The 18,911-nt window shown below is 64.4% G+C and carries 16 protein-coding genes; 8 read left to right on the top strand and 8 right to left on the bottom strand.

Annotated features, from left to right (window positions below):
- The first annotated feature begins 4 nt into the window (after positions 1–4).
- The 4 genes from BHD07_RS00885 to BHD07_RS00870 all read left to right on the top strand — a co-directional run bounded on the left by BHD07_RS00885 (position 5) and on the right by BHD07_RS00870 (position 5,461).
- Positions 5–1,633, top strand: coding sequence for an alpha-D-glucose phosphate-specific phosphoglucomutase (locus BHD07_RS00885; RefSeq protein WP_100672903.1), 1,629 nt, complete (start codon positions 5–7; stop codon positions 1,631–1,633).
- 130 nt (positions 1,634–1,763) lie between these two features.
- Positions 1,764–3,752, top strand: coding sequence for a glycogen debranching protein GlgX (gene glgX / locus BHD07_RS00880; RefSeq protein ID WP_338277094.1), 1,989 nt, complete (start codon positions 1,764–1,766; stop codon positions 3,750–3,752).
- Positions 3,753–3,906: 154 nt separating this feature from the next.
- Positions 3,907–4,395, top strand: a complete 489-nt coding sequence (locus BHD07_RS00875) for a MaoC family dehydratase (RefSeq protein ID WP_018096729.1) — start codon at positions 3,907–3,909, stop codon at positions 4,393–4,395.
- On the top strand, positions 4,388–5,461 hold the full coding sequence (locus BHD07_RS00870) for a DUF2332 domain-containing protein (RefSeq protein WP_338277091.1): 1,074 nt from the start codon (positions 4,388–4,390) through the stop codon (positions 5,459–5,461). The genes BHD07_RS00875 and BHD07_RS00870 overlap by 8 nt, the downstream gene beginning before the upstream one ends.
- 16 nt (positions 5,462–5,477) lie before the next feature.
- On the opposite strand, the gene BHD07_RS00865 is transcribed toward BHD07_RS00870, so the two are convergent.
- The 5 genes from BHD07_RS00865 to BHD07_RS00845 form a co-directional block, all read right to left on the bottom strand.
- On the bottom strand, positions 5,478–6,602 hold the full coding sequence (locus BHD07_RS00865; RefSeq protein ID WP_338277089.1) for a zinc-dependent alcohol dehydrogenase family protein: 1,125 nt from the start codon (positions 6,600–6,602) through the stop codon (positions 5,478–5,480).
- A 246-nt stretch (positions 6,603–6,848) separates the two neighbouring features.
- Positions 6,849–7,403, bottom strand: a complete 555-nt coding sequence (locus BHD07_RS00860) for a sarcosine oxidase subunit gamma (RefSeq protein ID WP_100672901.1) — start codon at positions 7,401–7,403, stop codon at positions 6,849–6,851.
- Positions 7,396–10,389, bottom strand: a complete 2,994-nt coding sequence (locus BHD07_RS00855) for a sarcosine oxidase subunit alpha (protein ID WP_100672900.1) — start codon at positions 10,387–10,389, stop codon at positions 7,396–7,398. The genes BHD07_RS00860 and BHD07_RS00855 overlap by 8 nt, the downstream gene beginning before the upstream one ends.
- Positions 10,386–10,727 (bottom strand): sarcosine oxidase subunit delta, encoded by a 342-nt coding sequence (locus tag BHD07_RS00850; RefSeq protein WP_003533888.1) that lies wholly within the window; start codon positions 10,725–10,727, stop codon positions 10,386–10,388. The genes BHD07_RS00855 and BHD07_RS00850 overlap by 4 nt, the downstream gene beginning before the upstream one ends.
- 111 nt (positions 10,728–10,838) lie before the next feature.
- Positions 10,839–12,092 carry a sarcosine oxidase subunit beta family protein gene (locus tag BHD07_RS00845; protein ID WP_018096724.1) on the bottom strand — a complete coding sequence of 418 codons (1,254 nt, stop codon included), beginning with the start codon at positions 12,090–12,092 and terminating at the stop codon, positions 10,839–10,841.
- Positions 12,093–12,398: 306 nt separating this feature from the next.
- Here BHD07_RS00845 and rpsU point away from each other — a divergent pair, with 306 nt between their 5' ends.
- From rpsU to BHD07_RS00825, 4 genes are all read left to right on the top strand, one after another.
- Positions 12,399–12,611: a 30S ribosomal protein S21 gene (gene rpsU / locus BHD07_RS00840; RefSeq protein ID WP_025424858.1), complete on the top strand. Its 213-nt coding sequence runs from the start codon at positions 12,399–12,401 to the stop codon at positions 12,609–12,611.
- Positions 12,612–12,762: 151 nt separating this feature from the next.
- Positions 12,763–13,686, top strand: a complete 924-nt coding sequence (locus BHD07_RS00835; RefSeq protein ID WP_013844854.1) for a tetratricopeptide repeat protein — start codon at positions 12,763–12,765, stop codon at positions 13,684–13,686.
- A 300-nt stretch (positions 13,687–13,986) separates the two neighbouring features.
- Entirely contained in the window at positions 13,987–14,460 is a 474-nt protein-coding gene (locus tag BHD07_RS00830; protein ID WP_100672898.1) for a DUF992 domain-containing protein, read from the top strand.
- A gap of 105 nt (positions 14,461–14,565) precedes the next feature.
- Positions 14,566–15,837, top strand: coding sequence for an adenylate/guanylate cyclase domain-containing protein (locus BHD07_RS00825; protein ID WP_338277081.1), 1,272 nt, complete (start codon positions 14,566–14,568; stop codon positions 15,835–15,837).
- 15 nt (positions 15,838–15,852) lie between these two features.
- Here the strand turns inward: BHD07_RS00825 and BHD07_RS00820 are convergent, their stop codons facing one another.
- Genes BHD07_RS00820 through BHD07_RS00810 form a run of 3 tightly spaced genes read right to left on the bottom strand, consistent with a single transcriptional unit; the run spans position 15,853 to position 18,823 of the window.
- A complete protein-coding gene (locus BHD07_RS00820) occupies positions 15,853–17,253 on the bottom strand; it encodes an NAD(P)(+) transhydrogenase (Re/Si-specific) subunit beta (protein WP_127709118.1) in 1,401 nt (466 codons plus the stop codon).
- 9 nt (positions 17,254–17,262) lie between these two features.
- Entirely contained in the window at positions 17,263–17,673 is a 411-nt protein-coding gene (locus BHD07_RS00815) for an NAD(P) transhydrogenase subunit alpha (protein ID WP_003528932.1), read from the bottom strand.
- Between the two features lies 1 nt (position 17,674).
- Entirely contained in the window at positions 17,675–18,823 is a 1,149-nt protein-coding gene (locus tag BHD07_RS00810; RefSeq protein ID WP_338277078.1) for a Re/Si-specific NAD(P)(+) transhydrogenase subunit alpha, read from the bottom strand.
- Positions 18,824–18,911: the final 88 nt, after the last annotated feature.

Genomic DNA, 18,911 nt, shown 5'->3' with positions numbered 1-18,911 from the left:
ACAGATGACAAGAACCGTCTCGACCAACCCCTATGGGGACCAGAAACCCGGCACCTCGGGCCTGCGCAAGAAGGTCCCGGTATTCCAGCAGAAGAACTATGCCGAGAACTTCATCCAGTCGATTTTCGACTCGCTCGAGGGCTTCGAAGGCCAGACGCTGGTGATCGGCGGCGACGGCCGCTATTACAACCGCGAGGTCATCCAGAAAGCCGTCAAGATGGCGGCGGCGAACGGCTTCGGCCGCGTGCTCGTCGGCCGCGGCGGCATCCTCTCGACGCCAGCCGCATCCAATATCATTCGCAAATACAAGGCCTTCGGCGGCATCGTGCTTTCGGCAAGCCACAATCCCGGCGGGCCGACCGAGGATTTCGGCATCAAGTACAATGTCGGCAATGGCGGCCCGGCTCCCGAAAAGGTGACGGATGCGATCTTCGCCCGAAGCAAGGTGATCGACAGCTACAAGATCGCCGACGCGCCGGACGTCAATCTCGATGTCGAAGGCAGTCAGCAGGTCGAGGACATGACCGTGACGGTCATCGATCCCGTCTCCGACTACGCCGAATTGATGGAGAGCCTGTTCGACTTCGATGCGATCCGCAAGCTGATCGCCGGCGGCTTCCGTGTCGTGTTCGACGCGATGAGCGCGGTCACCGGGCCCTATGCCAAGGAGATCATCGAAAAACGGCTCGGCGCCCCGAAGGGCTCGGTCATGAACTTCATACCGCTGCCCGACTTCGGCGGCCATCATCCGGACCCGAACCTCGTTCACGCCCGAGCGCTCTACGAGACGATGATGGCGCCGGACGCCCCGGATTTCGGCGCCGCGTCCGATGGCGACGGCGACCGGAATTTGATCATCGGCAAGGGAATCTTCGTCACTCCGTCCGACAGCCTCGCCATGCTTGCCGCCAATGCGCATCTAGCGCCGGGCTATGCCAAGGGGCTTGCCGGGATCGCTCGCTCCATGCCGACGAGCGGCGCGGCCGACCGTGTCGCCGAAAAGCTCGGCATCGGCATTTATGAGACGCCGACCGGCTGGAAATTCTTCGGCAACCTGCTCGACGAGGGCTTGGCGACGATCTGTGGCGAGGAAAGCGCCGGCACCGGATCGAACCATGTACGCGAGAAGGACGGGCTCTGGGCCGTGCTGCTCTGGCTCAACATCCTTGCCGCGCGCAAGGAAAGCGCACTCGAAATCGCCCGCAAGCACTGGGCGACCTACGGCCGCAACTATTATTCCCGGCACGACTACGAAGAGGTCGACACCGATGCGGCCAACGGCCTGGTTGCCGCGCTCCGCGACAAGCTCGCCGCGCTGCCCGGCAAGAGCTTCGGCGCGCTCACGGTCGAGACTGCCGACGATTTCTCCTACCACGATCCGGTCGACAAATCGGTCAGCAAGAACCAGGGCATCCGCATCCTCTTCGAGGGCGGATCCCGCGTCGTCTACCGCCTGTCGGGCACGGGGACGTCGGGGGCGACGCTGCGCGTCTATATCGAGCGCTACGAGCCGGATCCGGCGCGCCACGATCTCGATACGCAGGAAGCGCTTGCCGATCTGATCGCCGTTGCCGACGAGATCGCCGAGATCAAGGAGCGTACCAACCGCGACCAACCGAGCGTAATCACCTGAGGGTGCTGTACCAAAGCGCCACTTCCTGCGCCCCCTCTTAACCCCCTCTGCCCTGCCGGGCATCTCCCCCACAAGGGGGAGATCGACTCGTGGCAAACCCATGCGATACTAGACTTCGAAAGAGGCCCCCATGCCGACGACCGGAATTTCACCTCTCGGCGTGACGCGCACACCCGACGGGAGGCGCTTTGCGGTCTGGTCGCACAATGCCGCCCGCATCGATCTCTGCCTGTTCGACGAAGCGGGCGACACCGAACTCAGCCGCCTGCCTATGCTGCGCGAGGGCGACGTCCACAGCATCGCGCTGCCCGACATAGCTGCCGGCACCCGCTACGGCTTTCGCGCCGACGGGGTCTACTCGCCGGACCATGGGCTTTGGTTCGATCCGTCGAAACTTCTGGTCGACCCCTATGCGGTGAGGCTCGACCGGCCCTTTCGTCACGACCAGCGGCTGACGGTCTTCGGCGAAGAGACGGCGCACCTCGTGCCGAAGGCCATCGTGACCGAGGCAGAACCGCTGGAGCCGAAGCCGCCGCTATTTCAGGCCGGGGGACTGATCTACGAGATTGCAGTCAAGCCGTTCACAATCCTTCATCCGGGCGTGCCGGAAAGGAAGCGCGGCACGGTGGCCGCTCTCGCCGAACCCGTCGTCATCGATCACCTTACGAAGCTCGGCGTTTCCGCGGTCGAACTCATGCCGATCACGGCCTGGATCGATGAGCGGCACCTGCCTCCGCTCGGTCTCCACAATGGCTGGGGCTACAATCCGATCGCGCCGATGGCGCTCGATCCACGCCTGGTGCCGGGCGGCATCGAGGAGTTGCGCATGACCGTGGAGGTCCTGCACGAGGCCGGTATCGGCCTCGTCCTCGATCTCGTCTTCAACCACTCCGGAGAGAGCGATCGCTTCGGTGCCACGCTTTCGATGCGCGGGCTCGACAACCTGACCTATTATCGCCACGCGACGGGCCGCCCGGGCGAGCTCATCAACGACACCGGCTGCGGCAACACGATCGCCTGCGACCATCCGGTCGTCCAGCGTCTGATCCTCGACAGCCTGCGCCATTTCGTCCTTGCCGCCGGCGTCGACGGCTTCCGCTTCGACCTCGCATCGATCCTCGGCCGCGACATGGGCGGCTTCCGCCGCGATGCCGCACTCTTCTCGGCCATCTGCGCCGACCCCGTCCTTTGCGACCGCGTGCTCATCGCCGAGCCCTGGGACACCGGCCCCGGCGGCTACCAGCTCGGCAATTTCCCCCATTCCTTCCTCGAATGGAACGACCGTGCCCGCGACGACATCCGCCGCTACTGGCGCGGCGACCGGCACGCGATCGGCGTCCTTGCAACCGCGCTCGCCGGCTCCTCGGACAGCTTTTCCCGCTGGGGCGAGACGGCCACGCGCAGCGTCAACTTCATCGCCGCCCATGACGGCTTCACGCTGATGGATCTCGTTTCCTACGCCCGCAAGCACAATGAGGCGAACGGTGAAGGCAATCGGGACGGCCACGACGAGAACTTCTCGTGGAACAACGGCGCCGAGGGTCCGATCGACGATCCGGAGATCGCCGCCTTCCGGCAACGCGATGTCATGGCGCTCCTCGGCACGCTCTTCACCTCGCGCGGCGCAATCATGCTGACGGCCGGGGATGAAGGCGGGCGCAGCCAGGGTGGCAACAACAACGCCTATGCGCAGGACAATGCCGTGACCTGGCTCGACTGGAGCAAACTCGACGGCAAGCTCGTCGAGCATACCGCCAGGCTTTCCGCCATGCGCCGGCGCTTCTCGGTCTTCGGCGAGACCGGGTTCTTTACCGGCAGCGGCGACGTCGCCTGGCTTCGCCTCGACGGGGAGCCGCTTACGGTGGAGGATTGGGAGCATCCCGCAACCGACAATCTCGTCGTGATGCTCGCGACCGACGACCGCCGTCAGGGGCGCCCGACCCGACTTGCGGTGGTCATCAACCGCAGCCACTCGCCGCATCCGTTCCGCCTGCCTTCGAGCCTTATGGGCGAATGGCGCGACGCACTCTCGGACCTTAGCGCTCCTTCTCTCGCACCGGCCCGTTCGGTCACCTTTCTCGCCGAGGTTTTCGAGAGCGCTCCGAAGAAAAGGGTCTAACGGTTTTCTGCCCGGAAGTGCCCGGCTCCAGAGAGTTGGATGGTTTCGCTGTTTCAAGAAAACAGTGAACCATCTCAAGACTTAGGACCACTTGCTAGACCTTGCCGAGCCGGCCTATAGATCAGCGGGGAGGCCCCATTTTCAGGAAAATCATATGCCGCAGGATATTTCACTTTCCGATATTAAGGATCTGATCGGCAAGGAGCTCGGCGTCTCCGACTGGATCACCGTGACGCAGCAGACGATCGACCGTTTTGCCGAGGCGACGAGTGACTTCCAGTTCATCCATACCGACCCGGTGCGCGCTGCGGCGGAGACGCCTTTCGGCGGCACCATTGCGCATGGTTTCCTCTCGCTGTCGCTGCTTTCGGCGATGAACTACAATTGCCTGCCCAAGATCCGCGAGCAGACGATGGGCATCAATTACGGCTTCGAGAAGGTGCGCTTCGTGGCGCCGGTCAAGAGCGGCGCGCGCGTGCGCGGCCGCTTCACCATGGCAGACGCACGCTTCCGCGGGGCCGGCATGCTGATGATCACCTATGACGTCACGGTCGAGATCGAAGGCGAAAGAAAGCCTGCCCTGACCGCCACCTGGCAGACGATCATCCAGTTCGACCCGAAGGATCGGCCGGACGATGTCTGAGGGGAGACCGGACGGGACCCACGTTCGCCATGCCTTCCGCGGCCAGGCGAAGTCCTGTGACGAGCTGGGATCGCCATTTACGGCCCGACTCTGCCGTCTCGTCGCCGACCGGATCGGTGCGGACTCGCGGGTAGGCGAGCGTGTTCTCGGCTGGTCCGGCGACCCGACTTCGAAGGGCGATTCCGTCGCGCTCCGCCTTGCCGGTGCTCTGCACGCGCTGGTTCTGTCCGGCCGCAGCGCGGCCCTCGGCGCGTGTTATCCGCCGAACCGGACGGACGACGACACTCTCTGGCAGGCGATCGCTCAGGCTATGGAGCGGGAAGCCCCCTTCATCCTCGATCGTCTCACCTCCGCGCCGCAGACGAACGAGGTGCGCCGCTCGGGCGCCCTGCTTCCCGGTTTCCTCACCGTGGCACAGCTTTTCGGGAAGCCGTTGATCCTTTCCGAGATCGGCGCCAGCGCCGGCTTGAATCTCCATTGGGACCGCTACCGCTACGATCTCGCGAACAGCCATTGGGGCGATGCAGCCAGCCCCGTGAGCATAGCCCCCGAGTGGTCGGGAGCAGCGCCGCCTCTGCGACCCGTCGAAGTGATCGAACGCGCCGGCTGCGACATCAACCCCCTCGATCCGGCCGATAGCGAGGATCGGCTACGGCTCCTCTCCTACGTCTGGGCCGATCAGCAAGACCGGATCGACCGCACGCGGCAGGCGCTGGAGCTTGCCGCCTCCCAAAGGAGCCTTGTCGAGCAGGCGGACGCGATCGACTGGCTGAAAACACGGCTGGCGCACGTCCATCCGGGCGCTGTCCACGTCGTCTATCATTCGATCGCCTGGCAGTATCTGCCGGAAGCTGCGCGGGAAGAGGGCGAGGCCCTGATCGCTACCGCCGGGGCGACCGCGACATCCGAGGCCCCGCTTGCCCGTTTGCAGATGGAAGCCGACGGACAGGCGCCGGGTGCCGCATTGTCATTGCAGATTTGGCCGAAGGGCGAAAGGCATCTCGTCGGCCGCGCCGACTTCCACGGACGCTGGATCGCCTGGCAGGGATGGCCGGCGGACGGCTGACCGTGTGGCGGCCGTATCAGAACGTGATCACGTGGCGTATCACGCGGCCCTGGTCGAGAAGATCGAATGCCTCATTGATCTCCTCCAGCGGTCCGGTGCTCGACAGCAGCCGGTCGACCGGCAGCCTGCCGCGTTCGTAGAGCGCAATGAAACGCGGGATATCGCGGGAGGGCACGCAGCTTCCCATGTAACTGCCGCGCACGCTACGCTCTTCCGCAACCAGGCTCACCGCGGGGATGGCTATCTGGCTTGAAGGATGGGCGAGCCCTGCGGAAACCGTCAGCCCGCCTCGCCGCGTAATTCGATAGGCGAGCTCGAAGGCTTTTACGGAGCCCGCGGCCTCGACCGCATGGTCGACGCCGCCGCGGGTCGCCTGTCGGACAGTCTCGGCCACATCCGGATCGGCTGCAAGGAACGTGTCCGTCGCGCCCAGCGCGCGGGCAAGCTTCAGCTTGTCCTCGGCGAGATCGATCGCGACGACGCGCTGGGCGCCGGCGGCAACGGCACCCAGAAGGGCTGCCAATCCCACCCCGCCCAGCCCGATGACGGCAACGGATTCGCCCGGCCGAACCCGGCACGTATTGACGACCGCTCCGACGCCGGTCAGCACCGCACAGCCGAACAGCGCCGCCTCTACCATCGGCAGGTCCGTCTCGATCTTGACCGCGGAATGGCGCGAAACCACCGCATAATCGGCAAATCCGGAGACGCCGAGGTGATGGTTCACGGGGACTTCGCCGCAATGCAGCCGGCGTTCCCCCGAAAGCAGCGTGCCCTTGCCGTTTGCTTCCGCTCCGGGAACGCATAGCGCCGGCCGGCCTTCCGCGCAGGGGAGGCAATGGCCGCAGCTCGGCATGAAGCTCATCACCACCCGGTCTCCCGGGACGATGTCACCTACGCCGCTTCCGACCGCTTCCACGGTGCCGGCGGCCTCGTGGCCGAGCGCCATCGGCACCGGCCGCGGCCTGTCGCCGTTGATGACCGAGAGGTCGGAGTGGCAGAGTCCGGCGGCGCCGATCCTCACCAGCAACTCGTCCGGTCCCGGCGGATCGAGATCGATCGTTTCGATCGAGAGCGGCCTCGTATGGGCATAAGGCCTTCCGACCGGTGACTTCCTCAGCACCGCCGCACGCGTCTTCAAGGTCGCTCCTCCCGTTCCCGAATCCCGGTTCGACCGGCAGAACTTAGCGCGATCGCTCCTGAGGAGGAAATGCCCCTCATCCGGCTGCCGCAACCTTCTCCCCGTTTTACGGGGAGAAGGAACATGCGGGCACCGCCTCGCCCTCTTTCCAGGGCGGCGAAGAGGACTGGAGCTTGCCGCGAGTCACCTTCGCCCGGCGGGGATAGGGTGGCCGGCAGGCCGGATGAGGGGCCGGAAATTGCCTTCTCAGTGCCCCGCGTCTTCCGCGCCTTCGGCCAGCAGCCCAAACACGAAGGACGAGAACGATCGCCAGCACTCGACGCGGAACGTATCCTCGGCGGTTCGGAAGAGTACGATTTCCGCCTTGCCGAAGATCGTGCGCGAGCAGGCACCGACGGGGAAAATCGCGAGCGACAGGTCCTGCGGGCAGCCGCTGTTGATCGCCGCTTCCGCGCCCGCCCCGCTGACGATGACGGCAGTGTTCCGGTGCGAAACGTCGACGGCCGAATGCACGGTCCCGCTCGATGCGGCCGCCGCCATCAGGTCGGCGCCGTCCTCGTCGATCACCAGCCACTCGTCGGGACCGAGCCAGAGGACATGACGCCGGCCGGTCGACGCGGACGTCTTCGACCGCACGGGAATGGTCACGCCGAGAGCTGCCGAGAGTGCGGGAACCGCGTCGGGCCCGGCGCGCAGCGATATCCGCGAAGCGGGTTCCGCAGGGGTAAGGATCGCCGCCGGCGAGCCGCCACGGCGGCCGGCAAGCGGAGCTTTGCGTGTAGCGATTGCGTGGTCAGCCATGGAGGCGACCTCCTTCCTTGTCAAAGAACACCATGTCGCTCACCTCGACGGCGATCGTCCGGTCGGCCATCGGCACGTAGAGCGTCTGCCCGAGGCGTGCGCGGCCGCCGGCGACGACCGCGAGCGCGATCGAGCGGCCGCAGTTCGGCGACCAGTAGGACGAGGTCACATGACCGAGCATGGTCATCGGCTTGGCTTCGTTCGGATCGGCAACGATCTGCGCCCCTTCCTCCAGCACCACCTGCGGGTCCTTCGTGAGGAGGCCGACGAGCTGCTTGCGGCCTTCCTTGACGAGGTCGGGCCGCTTCATGCCGCGAATGCCGACGAAGTCCTGTTTCTTCTTCGATACCGCCCAGGAAAGGCCGGCATCGTCCGGCGTGAGGGTTCCGTCCGTGTCCTGGCCGACGATGATGTAGCCTTTTTCGGCGCGCAGCACGTGCATGGTCTCGGTGCCGTAGGCGCAGGCGCCCATCGGCTCGGCCCGAGCCCAGATCGCCTCCCACACGGCTTGGCCGTAGTCGGCCGGTACGTTGACCTCGAAGCCGAGTTCGCCGGTGAACGACATGCGGAAGAGCCTGGTCGGCACACCGCATATGCTGCCTTCGGCAACGCTCATATGTGGGAAGGCTTCGTTCGAGAGATCGATGCCCTCGACGAGCGGCGCGATGATCTCGCGCGCCTTCGGACCCTGGACCGCGATGACGGCCCATTGCTCGGTCGTCGACGTCAGCCACACCTTCAGATGCGGGAACTCCGTCTGGAGATAGTCCTCCATGTGGTGGAGGACGCGCGGCGCGCCGCCGGTCGTCGTCGTCACATGGAAGCGATCGTCGGCAAGCCGGCCGACGACACCGTCGTCATAGACGAAGCCGTCGTCGCGCAGCATGATCCCGTAGCGGCAGCGGCCGGGCTTCAGGTTGTCCCAGGCGTTGGTGTACATGAGGTTCAGGAACTTGGCGGCATCGGGGCCGACCACTTCGATCTTGCCGAGGGTCGATGCGTCGAAGACGCCGGCCACGTCGCGAACCGTCTTGCACTCGCGCGCGACCGCCTCGTGCATGTTTTCGCCCGCTTGCGGATAGAACCAGGCACGCTTCCAGTTGCCCACATCCTCGAATTCGGCGCCATGCGCCTCCTCCCAGGCATGGATCGGCGTCTTGCGGGCCGGATCGAAGAGGTTTCCGCGCGAGTGGCTAACGATCGCTCCGAAGGTCACCGGCGTATAGGGCTGGCGGAAGGTCGTGAGCCCCACCTGCGGGATTTCCTTGCCGAGCGCTTCCGCCGCGATCGCCAGGCCGTGCATGTTGGAAAGCTTGCCCTGGTCGGACGCCATGCCATTGGTGGTGAAGCGCTTGATGTGCTCGATCGAATGCATCCCTTCACGCACCGCGAGCCGGATATCCTTGGCGCAGACGTCGTGCTGGAAGTCGATGAAGGCCTTGACCGTCGTGTCTCGCCCCGCGCCTTCCGCCGCGCCAATCATGCCGCCTGTCCATTCGAAAGCGTTGCGGCCGGAGAGCGCGACCTGACCGCCGCCTTCCGCACCCGCGGCACGGGCCGCCAGTTCACCGGCGGCGAGTGCCTCGTCGATCGTCGCCTGCAGGTCGTCCGTGCCATTGCAGGCGCCGACGGAGAGGCATTCCTGTGCATAGGTTCCCGGCAGGAACCGCTCCGTCGCGTCATCGAACGTCACCTTGCCCCGCGACTGGGAGAAGAGATGCACCGAGGGGGTCCAACCGGCCGAGACGAGCAGGGCGTCGACCGCGATCTTGCGTGATGCTCCGCCGCCGTTGCGAGCCACACTCATGGATGCAATCCTGAGCTTGCCGGCGGTATTGACGACCGAGTGGCCGCTCAATACCTCGATGCCGAGGCTGCGGGCTTCGGCGAGCACCATGTCGCCCGGCCTGTCGCGGCAGTCGACGATCACGGCGACGTCGACGCCGGCCTTCCTCAGGTCGAAGGCCGCCTCATAGGCGGAATCATGGGCCGTGTAGATGCCCACCTTCTTGCCGACCGCGACGCCGAAATGGTTGAGATAGGTGCGGCCGGCCGAGGCCAGCATGATTCCAGGACGGTCGTTGTTGGCGAAGACCATGTGGCGCTCGATCGCGCCATTGGCGAGGATCACCTTCTTCGCGCGCACCTGCCATAGACGCTCGCGCGGAAGCCCCTTGTCGGGGGCCGGGAGGTGATCGGTCACGCGTTCGACGAGGCCGACGAAATTGTGGTTGTAGTAACCGAAGGCCGTCGTGCGGGTCAGCAGCGTGACATTGTCCATCGCCGCAAGCGCCTTGCCCGTCGCCAGCGCCCAGTCATAGCCGGGCTGGCCGTCGATCACGGTGCCGCTGTCGTAATGCAGGGCTCCGCCGACTTCAGGCTGTTCGTCACACAGGATCACCTTCGCACCGGCATTCGCGGCCGCGAGTGCGGCCGCAAGTCCGGCAGCGCCGGCGCCGACCACCAGCACGTCGCAATGGACGTAGCGGCTTGCGTAATGGTCCGGATCGGTCTCCGTGGGCGCCACGCCAAGACCGGCTGCGCGGCGGATGAAGGGCTCGTAAATCTTGTGCCAGGCGGCCTTCGGCCACATGAAGGTCTTGTAGTAGAAGCCCGCCGCGAAGAAGGGCGACAACAGATCGTTGAAGCCGCCGACGTCGAAGGCGAGCGACGGCCAACGGTTCTGAGACGACACCTTCATGCCGTCGAAGACTTCCTGCACGGTGGCGCGCACGTTCGGCTGCCGGCGCGCGGCATCGCGCGAAACGTCGAGCAGCGCATTCGGTTCTTCGGCGCCTGCCGAAAGGATGCCGCGCGGGCGGTGATATTTGAACGAGCGGCCGACGAGATGGATGTCGTTGGCGATGAGCGCGGAGGCGATGGTGTCGCCCTCGAGCGCCGTCAGCGTCCGGCCGTCGAAGGTGAAGCGGGCGGTGCGCGCCGGCGTCAGGCGCCCGGCGCCCGAAATTCGATTGACCCCGGTCATTCTGCCACTCCTTCCAGCGCCTCGTAGGTCTCGACCGTTTCGCTCGTCTTCGGCTCGGCGTTGAGATCGGGCTTCGGCTCACCGGCCTTGTAGGTCACGTGGAAGCGGTCGCTCACCGTATCGCGAGCCGCATTGAAGAAGCGACCGCAGCCGTGGATATGCCGCCACCTTTCATAGATCAGCCCTTTCGGATTCTGACGGAGGAAGAAGTACTCCTCGAACTCCTCGTCGCTGATCTCGGCGATGTTGGCCGGTCTGACGATGTGGGCATCGCCGGCATTGCGGAATTCGAGCTCCGAGCGCTCTTCCTCGCAATAGGGGCAGTAAATCAGAAGCATCTGGAATGTCCTCGATCAGAGCGCCGCGCCTTCCTTGGAAGGCGCAAGGCCGCTCTACGTTCTTTTCTCTGAAGCGTAATCCTATCGATCTTCGCTCCGTCGGATCATGCTTTAGTGCGCAACGGCGGCCGCGGCCGCCTCGTCGATGAGCCGCCCGGTGCGGAAGCGCTCGAGCGTGAGCCCCGCGGCAAGCCGGTGCGGCTCGCCGCGCGCGATGAGATGGGCAAAGAGATTGGCCGAACCCGGCGTCGCCTTGAAGCCGCCCGTCCCCCAGCCGGCATTGAGGTAGAGCCCGGGCACCGGCGTCACGCCCTGGATCGGCGAACGATCCTGGGTGACGTCGACGATGCCGCCCCATTGCCGCATCATCTTGACGCGGCGGAACATCGGGAAAAGTTCGCAGATCGCATCCAGCGTATGCGTGATGATCTGCAGGCCGCCGGTCTGCGAGTAGGAATTGTACTGGTCGGTGCCGGCGCCGATGACGAACTCGCCCTTGTCCGACTGCGAAATATAGGCATGCACGGAGTTCGACATGACAACGCAGGGGAAGATCGGCTTCAAGGGCTCGGAAACGAGCGCCTGCAGCGGCTGGCTCTGCAGCGGCACGCGCACATCCGCCATCTGCATCAGGACCGACGAGTGGCCCGCAGCGGAGATGCCGACCTTCTTCGCGCCGATGAAGCCGCGGTTGGTATCGACGCCGGTCACGCGGCCGGTTTCGTCGCGGCGGATGCCGGTCACTTCGCAATTCTGGATGATGTGGACGCCGCGATCCGAGGCCGCGCGCGCATAGCCCCAGGCGACCGCATCGTGGCGCGCGGTGCCGCCGCGGCGCTGCAGTGCCGCGCCGTTGATCGGGTAGCGGGCAGTCTTCGCTATGTCGAGCGGCGGGCAGTAGGCCTTGGCCTGCTCCGGCGTCAGCCATTCGTTGTCGATGCCGTAGAGCCGGTTGGCATTGATGTGACGCTTGAAAGACTGCTGGTCATGGATGTTGTGCGACAGCATCATCACGCCGCGCGGCGAATACATGACGTTGTAGTTCAGGTCCTGCGACAGGTTTTCCCAGAGCTTCAGCGAATGCTCGTAGATGTCCATGCTCTCTTCATAGAGATAGTTGGACCGGATGATCGTCGTGTTGCGGCCGGTGTTGCCGCCGCCGATCCAGCCCTTCTCGAGCACGGCGACGTTGGTGATGCCGTGCTCTTTGGCGAGATAATAGGCGGCGCCGAGGCCGTGGCCGCCGCCGCCGATGATGATTGCGTCATATTGCTTGCGCGGCTCCGGCGAAGCCCAGTGCGGGCCCCACCCTTTGTGGCCGCGCAGCGCCTCGCGCGCCACGGCAAAAACAGAATATTTGCGCATCAGCCTGCTACTCCATGAACCCGGTAACGTTCGTTGGCGTTAGAAATCGCAAATCCGAGGACCACGCAACGTTTCTTTTGCGACGCGATCAGGCGGACTTGCGCGGTCTTGCGACATCGACTGCCCGCCGCCGCAGAGGTATTGGCGCTTTTTCCCCACGCGCTTTCTCTCGCCGCTGGACTTTCGGCACGCGATCTGTTATCCGCTCTTTCAATCGTAGGGTTCTCGCCCAGCGAACGCAAATTTATTGCCTCTCCAAACCTGATGGTGAGGCTTGCCAACTCGAAGCAAAGGAACGGGATTCACGTGCAGGTACTTGTCCGCGATAACAATGTCGATCAGGCGCTCCGCGCTCTTAAGAAAAAGATGCAGCGCGAAGGCATTTTCCGCGAAATGAAGATGCGTGACTTCTACGAAAAGCCGTCCCAGAAGCGTGCGCGCGAAAAGGCAGAAGCCGTCCGCCGCGTTCGCAAGCTGGCCCGCAAGCGGGCGCAGCGCGAAGGCCTCGTGGCCCGCTGATCGTCTTTTTTTCGACGCTTTCCAATGCAAGTGGCGGAGGCGAGGGATCGCCGCCGCCATTTTGGTATGGACACCCAGTCCGTCGACAGTCTAGCGTGACAGCTGGCGACGGTCAGCCGCCGCACTTGCGTGCTCTGTAAACGGAAAGCCGATGGCTTTCGGGCCTTGTCGCATTGAGGGATCGACTTTGACACTTGCTGCCATGACTGCGGACGTCTCCGGCCTCATCACCGAGGAGGCGAACCGCCGCCACCAGCGCAAGCCGAAGCTTGCCGCCTTTCTCGTGCTCGGCTCGGCCCTGCTGATCGCAGGATGCCAGACCGACAAGCCCGAATCGATGTTCCGTGTCGAACGGGCACAGGGCTCGGAAGAAAACATCGCCTCGCTCTCGAGCGTCATCGCGTCCAATCCGAGCGACCCCGAGGGCTACAATGTGCGCGGCTCGGCCTACGGGCGCGCCGGCGAATTCCGCCGCGCGGTCGCCGATTTCGACCAGGCGATCCAGCTCAACCCGCGCTTCTATCAGGCCTATGCCAACAGGGCGCTGGTTCAGCGCAACCTGGGCAACCAGCAGGCCGCTCTTGCCGATTACAATGCGGCGCTGCAGATCAATCCGAATTACGATGTCGCCTATATCGGCCGCGGCAATCTCTACCGGCAGGCGAACCAGCTCGACGCCGCTTTCAACGACTTCAACAAGGCGATCGAACTCGATACGGCGGACCCCCGCGCCTACCACAATCGTGGCCTGATCTATCAGGCGCGCAACCAGCACGCGCAGGCTATCGAAGATTTCTCCAAGGCAATCTCGCTCTCGCCGAGCTCACCCGAACCCTATAACGGCCGCGGCATCTCCTATGTGGCGCAGGGCGACGACGACAATGCCTTCTCCGACTTCAACACGGCCATCAACCTGAATGGCAAGCTGGCGGAGTCCTGGGCAAACCAGGCGCTGATCTACGAGCGCCGCGGTGACAAGGCCAAGGCGGCGAAGTCCTATTCGCATGCCTTGTCGCTCGATCCCAAATACGAGCCGGCGCGTGCCGGCCTTGCCCGCGCCAAGGCGATGTCCTGACGTCGCCCATTCTCCGTTAGACATCAGACGCCCGCGCCTGTCGCGGGCGTAGTCGTTTCATCAAAGCCGAACAGGGTCGCGGAACCATCCTGAATTCAATCCGTTTGACCATGGCCTAGAAGCACTTCCAGGAAAAGTGCGTAGCGGTTTTCCGTCCGGAAGTGCGTTGGACCAAGGATTAGAGCACTTCCAGGAAAAGTGTGTAACGGTTTTCCGTCCGGAAGCGCCTGGTTTCAGCGGGTTTAGAGCGTTTCGCAGTTGGAATGAACAGTGAAACGGTCCAGCACGGAGATCCGAGCCATGATTCGACAGACCCTCATTACGGCAATCGCCTTTGCGGCGCTCACCGGAGCTGCCAGCGCCCAGAATTACGTCACGCTCGGGCGTCTCACATGCGGCTCGGAAGGCGGCACCGGTCTGATCGTCACCTCCACCAAGAACCTGATGTGCACCTTCTCGCCGGCGGATGGCTCGCCTGGAGGAGTCTACGCGGGCAAGATCACCAAGATCGGCCTGGACATCGGCTCCACCGGCAAAACCGTCATGATCTGGGACGTGCTGGCGAAAACCGGCACTCCGCTGAACGAATATGCACTGGCTGGCGAATATGTCGGCGTCGGCGCCGATGCGAGCTTCGCTGTCGGTGGCGGAGCGAAGGTCATTGCCGGCGGCACGAACAAGGCTTTCATGCTGCAACCGGTCAATGTCCAGGTGCAAGAGGGCCTGAATGTCGCCCTTGGCGTGGATCATCTGGTCCTGGCGCCGGCCGGTTGATCGCGGGGCGAGCGGTGAGGCCGTCTCTTCTCCCTTCCCCGTCCGCGCCACATTGCGTGATCCGCACGGCCCACCTTGCGCGGCGCCGCAAGTCGCTGCACTGTGATGGTGATGATCGTTGCCGGACGCGGTAACGCCGGCACGACGGGATGCAGGATGAAGGAACAGCTGATCCGCGACATCGTTGTGTGGATGTCGGACGAGGGAATTCGAGGCCTGAAGGAGCAGGACCTTCTTGCCGGCTTCTGTGAACGGTGCCACGCCGCGGGCCTGCCCATAGATCGTGCGCTCGGCATCATCGATACGCTGCACCCGGAGTTCGAGGGACGCGCCTTCCAGTGGAACAGCGAAAGCGGCGAGGTTCCCGAGGTCGTGCAATACGGCTCGACCAGCGGCGGCGAAGCCCAGACCAACTGGCAGCGTTCCGTCTTCTTCCATATGCTCAAGAACAATGAAACCGACCGCCGCACCCGCCTTGCCGGAGAGAAGCATATTCCCTTCACCATGCTCGACACGCTCAAGGCAGAGGGCCACACCGACTGCGTCAGCATGATTCATCACTTCACCGACCGCGGCCGCATAGGGCAGATGGATTGCCTGTACTCCTATTGGACCACAAAGAAGCAGGCCGGCTTCCGTGAGGAGGACATCGCGGCACTGAGAGTGTTGCTGCCCACCCTCGCGCTCGCGGTGAAGGCAGCCTCGTGCATGCGCATCATCGGGACGCTTGCGGATGTCTATCTCGGCCCTGACGCCGGCCGCCGCGTCGTCGAGGGCAGCATCGAACGGGGCTCGGCCGAGCGGATCGAAGCAGTCATGTGGTTCTCCGATCTGCGGAACTACACGCGCATAGCCGACAGCGTCGCGCCGGAGGATGTCATCCCCTTTCTGAACGACTATTCCGGCATGGTGATCACCGCCGTCCACGATCATGGCGGCAGCGTATTGAAGCTTATCGGCGACGGAGTGCTTGCCATCTTCAACGGCCGCAAACCGGCCGAGGACTGCGGCGCCGCCATCGCGGCGGAGCGTCAGCTGCGGGTCATGCTCGCGGAATTGAACGCAAGGCGGCTCGACGAGGGGAAGCCGACTACCGACGTCTATCTGGGCCTGCACATCGGCGAAGTCTTTTACGGCAATATCGGCAGCCAGAATCGGCTGGATTTCACCGTCGTCGGACCGGCCGTCAACGAGGTGAGCCGTATCTCCGCCATGTGCCGCTCCGTCGAGCGGCACGTGATCATGTCTTCGGAATTCATCGCCGCCTGTCCGCCCGAGCATCGGGCAAATGCCGTTTCGCTCGGGCGCTTCGCATTGCGCGGCATCGCCAGGGCGAAGGAGCTCTTCACCTGGGATCCGGAGGTCGCCTCCAGTTAAATGGAGCCGATATCCTCAGTGATTGATCGCCTTGACGATCTCTTCGGTCATCTTCTTGGCGTCGCCGAGCAGCATCATCGTGCCGTCCTTGTAGAACAGCGTGTTGTCGATGCCGGCATAGCCGGAGCCGAGTGAGCGTTTGACGAAGAGGCAGGTCTTGGCCTTGTCGACGTCCAGGATCGGCATGCCGTAGATCGGCGAGGACTTGTCGTCCCGGGCCGCGGGATTGGTGACGTCGTTGGCGCCGATGACATAGGCGACGTCGGCCTGGGCAAATTCCGAATTGATGTCCTCCAGTTCGAACACCTCGTCATAGGGGACATTCGCTTCGGCGAGCAGCACGTTCATATGGCCCGGCATGCGGCCGGCGACCGGGTGGATCGCGTATTTCACCTCGACGCCGTTCTCCTTGAGCTTGTCGGCAAGCTCCCGGAGCGCGTGCTGTGCCTGGGCGACTGCCATGCCGTAGCCCGGCACGATGATCACCTTAGAGGCGTTCTGCATCAGGAAGGCGGCGTCGTCGGCCGAGCCCTGTTTCACCGTCCTCTGGACCCCGTCGTCGCCGCCGGCAGCCGCCGTCTCGCCGCCGAAGCCGCCCAGGATCACCGAGATGAAGGACCGGTTCATGCCCTTGCACATGATGTAGGAGAGGATCGCGCCCGACGAGCCGACGAGCGCCCCGGTGATGATGAGCGCCAGGTTGCCGAGGGTAAAGCCGATGCCGGCCGCGGCCCAGCCGGAATAGGAGTTCAGCATCGACACGACGACCGGCATATCCGCGCCGCCGATCGGAACGATGATCAGCACGCCGAGCGCCAGCGACAGGGCGACAATCGCCCAGAAATCGAAATGGCTTTCACTGAGCGCCAACCCGACGATGAAGAAGACGACGAGTGCGGCAATCGCGAGATTGATCGCGTGGCGGTAGGGCAGAAGGATAGGCTTGCCGGACATGCGGCCGTCGAGCTTCAGGAAGGCGATGATCGAGCCCGTGAACGTGACGGCGCCGATCGCCACGCCGAGCGCCATTTCGACCAGCGCCTGGGCGTGGATCGAGCCGACCTCACCGATACCGAAGGAGGACGGGGCATAGAGTGCGGCGGCCGCCACCAGAACGGCAGCGAGACCGACGAGCGAGTGAAAGCCGGCCACGAGCTGCGGCATCGCCGTCATCGGGATGCGCTTTGCGATATAGGCGCCGGCACCGCCGCCGGCGGCCAGACCTACGACGATCAGGAGAAACCCGCCGATCGACGGCTGTGCCAGGAACAGCGTCGTGACGATCGCGATGCCCATGCCGACCATGCCGTAGGTATTGCCCTTGCGGCTGGTGGTCGGATGCGACAGGCCGCGCAGCGCCATGATGAAGAGCACGCCCGAGACGAGATAGAGGAAGGCAGCGAAATTAGCGTTCATCGGCCCGCCTCACTTTTCTTTTTTCTTGTACATGGCGAGCATGCGCTGGGTGACCAGGAAGCCGCCGAAGATGTTCACCGAAGCAAGCACCAGTGCGACGAAGCCGAAGCCGGTGGCAAGCCCCGAAGCGGAAATCCCGACCGCAAGCAAGGCGCCGACGACGATCACCGACGAGATCGCATTGGTCACCGCCATCAGGGGCGTATGCAGCGCCGGCGTCACCGACCAGACGACGTAATAGCCTACGAAGATCGCCAGCACGAAGATCGCGAGGCGGAAGACGAAGGGATCGATCGCGCCGCCGGTCGCGCCATGCGCCACCGCTCCGGCCGCATCGGGCACGTATTCGGCGGCGGTCTTCACCGCCTCGACCGCCCGTTCCAGATCGGTCAGTGCCTTGTCCAGAAGTTCGTTCGCCATCTTACTTCTCCCCCCTCATGACACCGCCGAAGGCCGGGTGCACGACTGCCCCTCCATGGGTCAGCGCCGTGGCTTTGACGAGCTCGTCCTCCATGTTCAATGCCAGCGCCTTCGTCTCCTTCGAGACCATCGTCTCCAGGAAGGTGACGAGGTTCTTGGCATAGAGCAACGAGGCGGAAGCGGCGATGCGGCCCGCCACGTTCAGATGGCCGACGATCCTGATGCCCCCGACCTCCGTCACCTTGCCGGCTTCGGCTCCTTCGACGTTGCCGCCGCGCTCGACTGCAAGGTCGACGACGACCGATCCGGGCTTCATGGAATCGAGCATTTCGCGGCTAACGAGCCGCGGCGCCGGGCGGCCAGGGATCAGCGCCGTGGTGATGACGATGTCCTGCTTGGCAATGTGCTCGGCGACGAGCGCCGCCTGCTTGGCCCGATACTCCTCAGACATTTCCTTGGCATAGCCGCCGGCGGTCTCGGCCGCCTTGAACTCCTCATCCTCGACGGCGATGAACTTGGCCCCGAGCGAGGCTACCTGCTCCTTGGCGGCGGGGCGAACGTCCGTCGCCGAGACGACCGCGCCCAGGCGGCGGGCGGTAGCGATCGCCTGCAGGCCGGCAACGCCTGCGCCCATGACGAAGACCTTGGCCGCCGGTACGGTGCCGGCCGCGGTCATCATCATCGGCAGCGCGCGGTCATATTCGTAGGCGGCGTCGATCACCGCCTGATAACCGGCAAGGTTTGCCTGGCTGGAAAGCACGTCCATGGATTGGGCGCGGGTGATACGCGGCATCAGCTCCATGGCGAAGGTCGTGAGGCCCGCGCCGGCCATGGCCGATATCGCTTCCTCGTTACCGTAGGGATCCATGATGGCGATGACGACAGCGCCCGACCGGTAGCCGGAAATCTCCTGCGCAGTCGGCCGACGGACCTTGAGGACCACGTCGGCGGTTTTCGCATCCGCCGCCGTACCGATCCGCGCACCGGCCTTCTCGTATTCCTGATCTGGTATGCGTGAACTGAGGCCCGCACCCGCTTCGACAACCACGTCGAAGCCAAGCGCCTTCAGTTTTTTCACGCTCTCGACGGAGCCGGCAACGCGTCCCTCGTTCGGATCCGATTCCTTGGCGATAAAGACGATCTCGCTCACAAATCCCCCTCCCCGGTCCGCCCCGGCTGGCCGGGTTGCGGACGTTGTCCTCCAGACGACAGCATTGCACGCCGCCTCTTCACTCACA

The sequence above is a fragment of the Sinorhizobium sp. KGO-5 genome, assembly GCF_036245905.1.
Classification (GTDB): Bacteria; Pseudomonadota; Alphaproteobacteria; order Rhizobiales; family Rhizobiaceae; genus Sinorhizobium; species Sinorhizobium meliloti_A.
The sequence above is the reverse complement of the archived record's forward strand: the minus strand, read 5'-3'. Positions and strand labels throughout refer to the sequence as shown.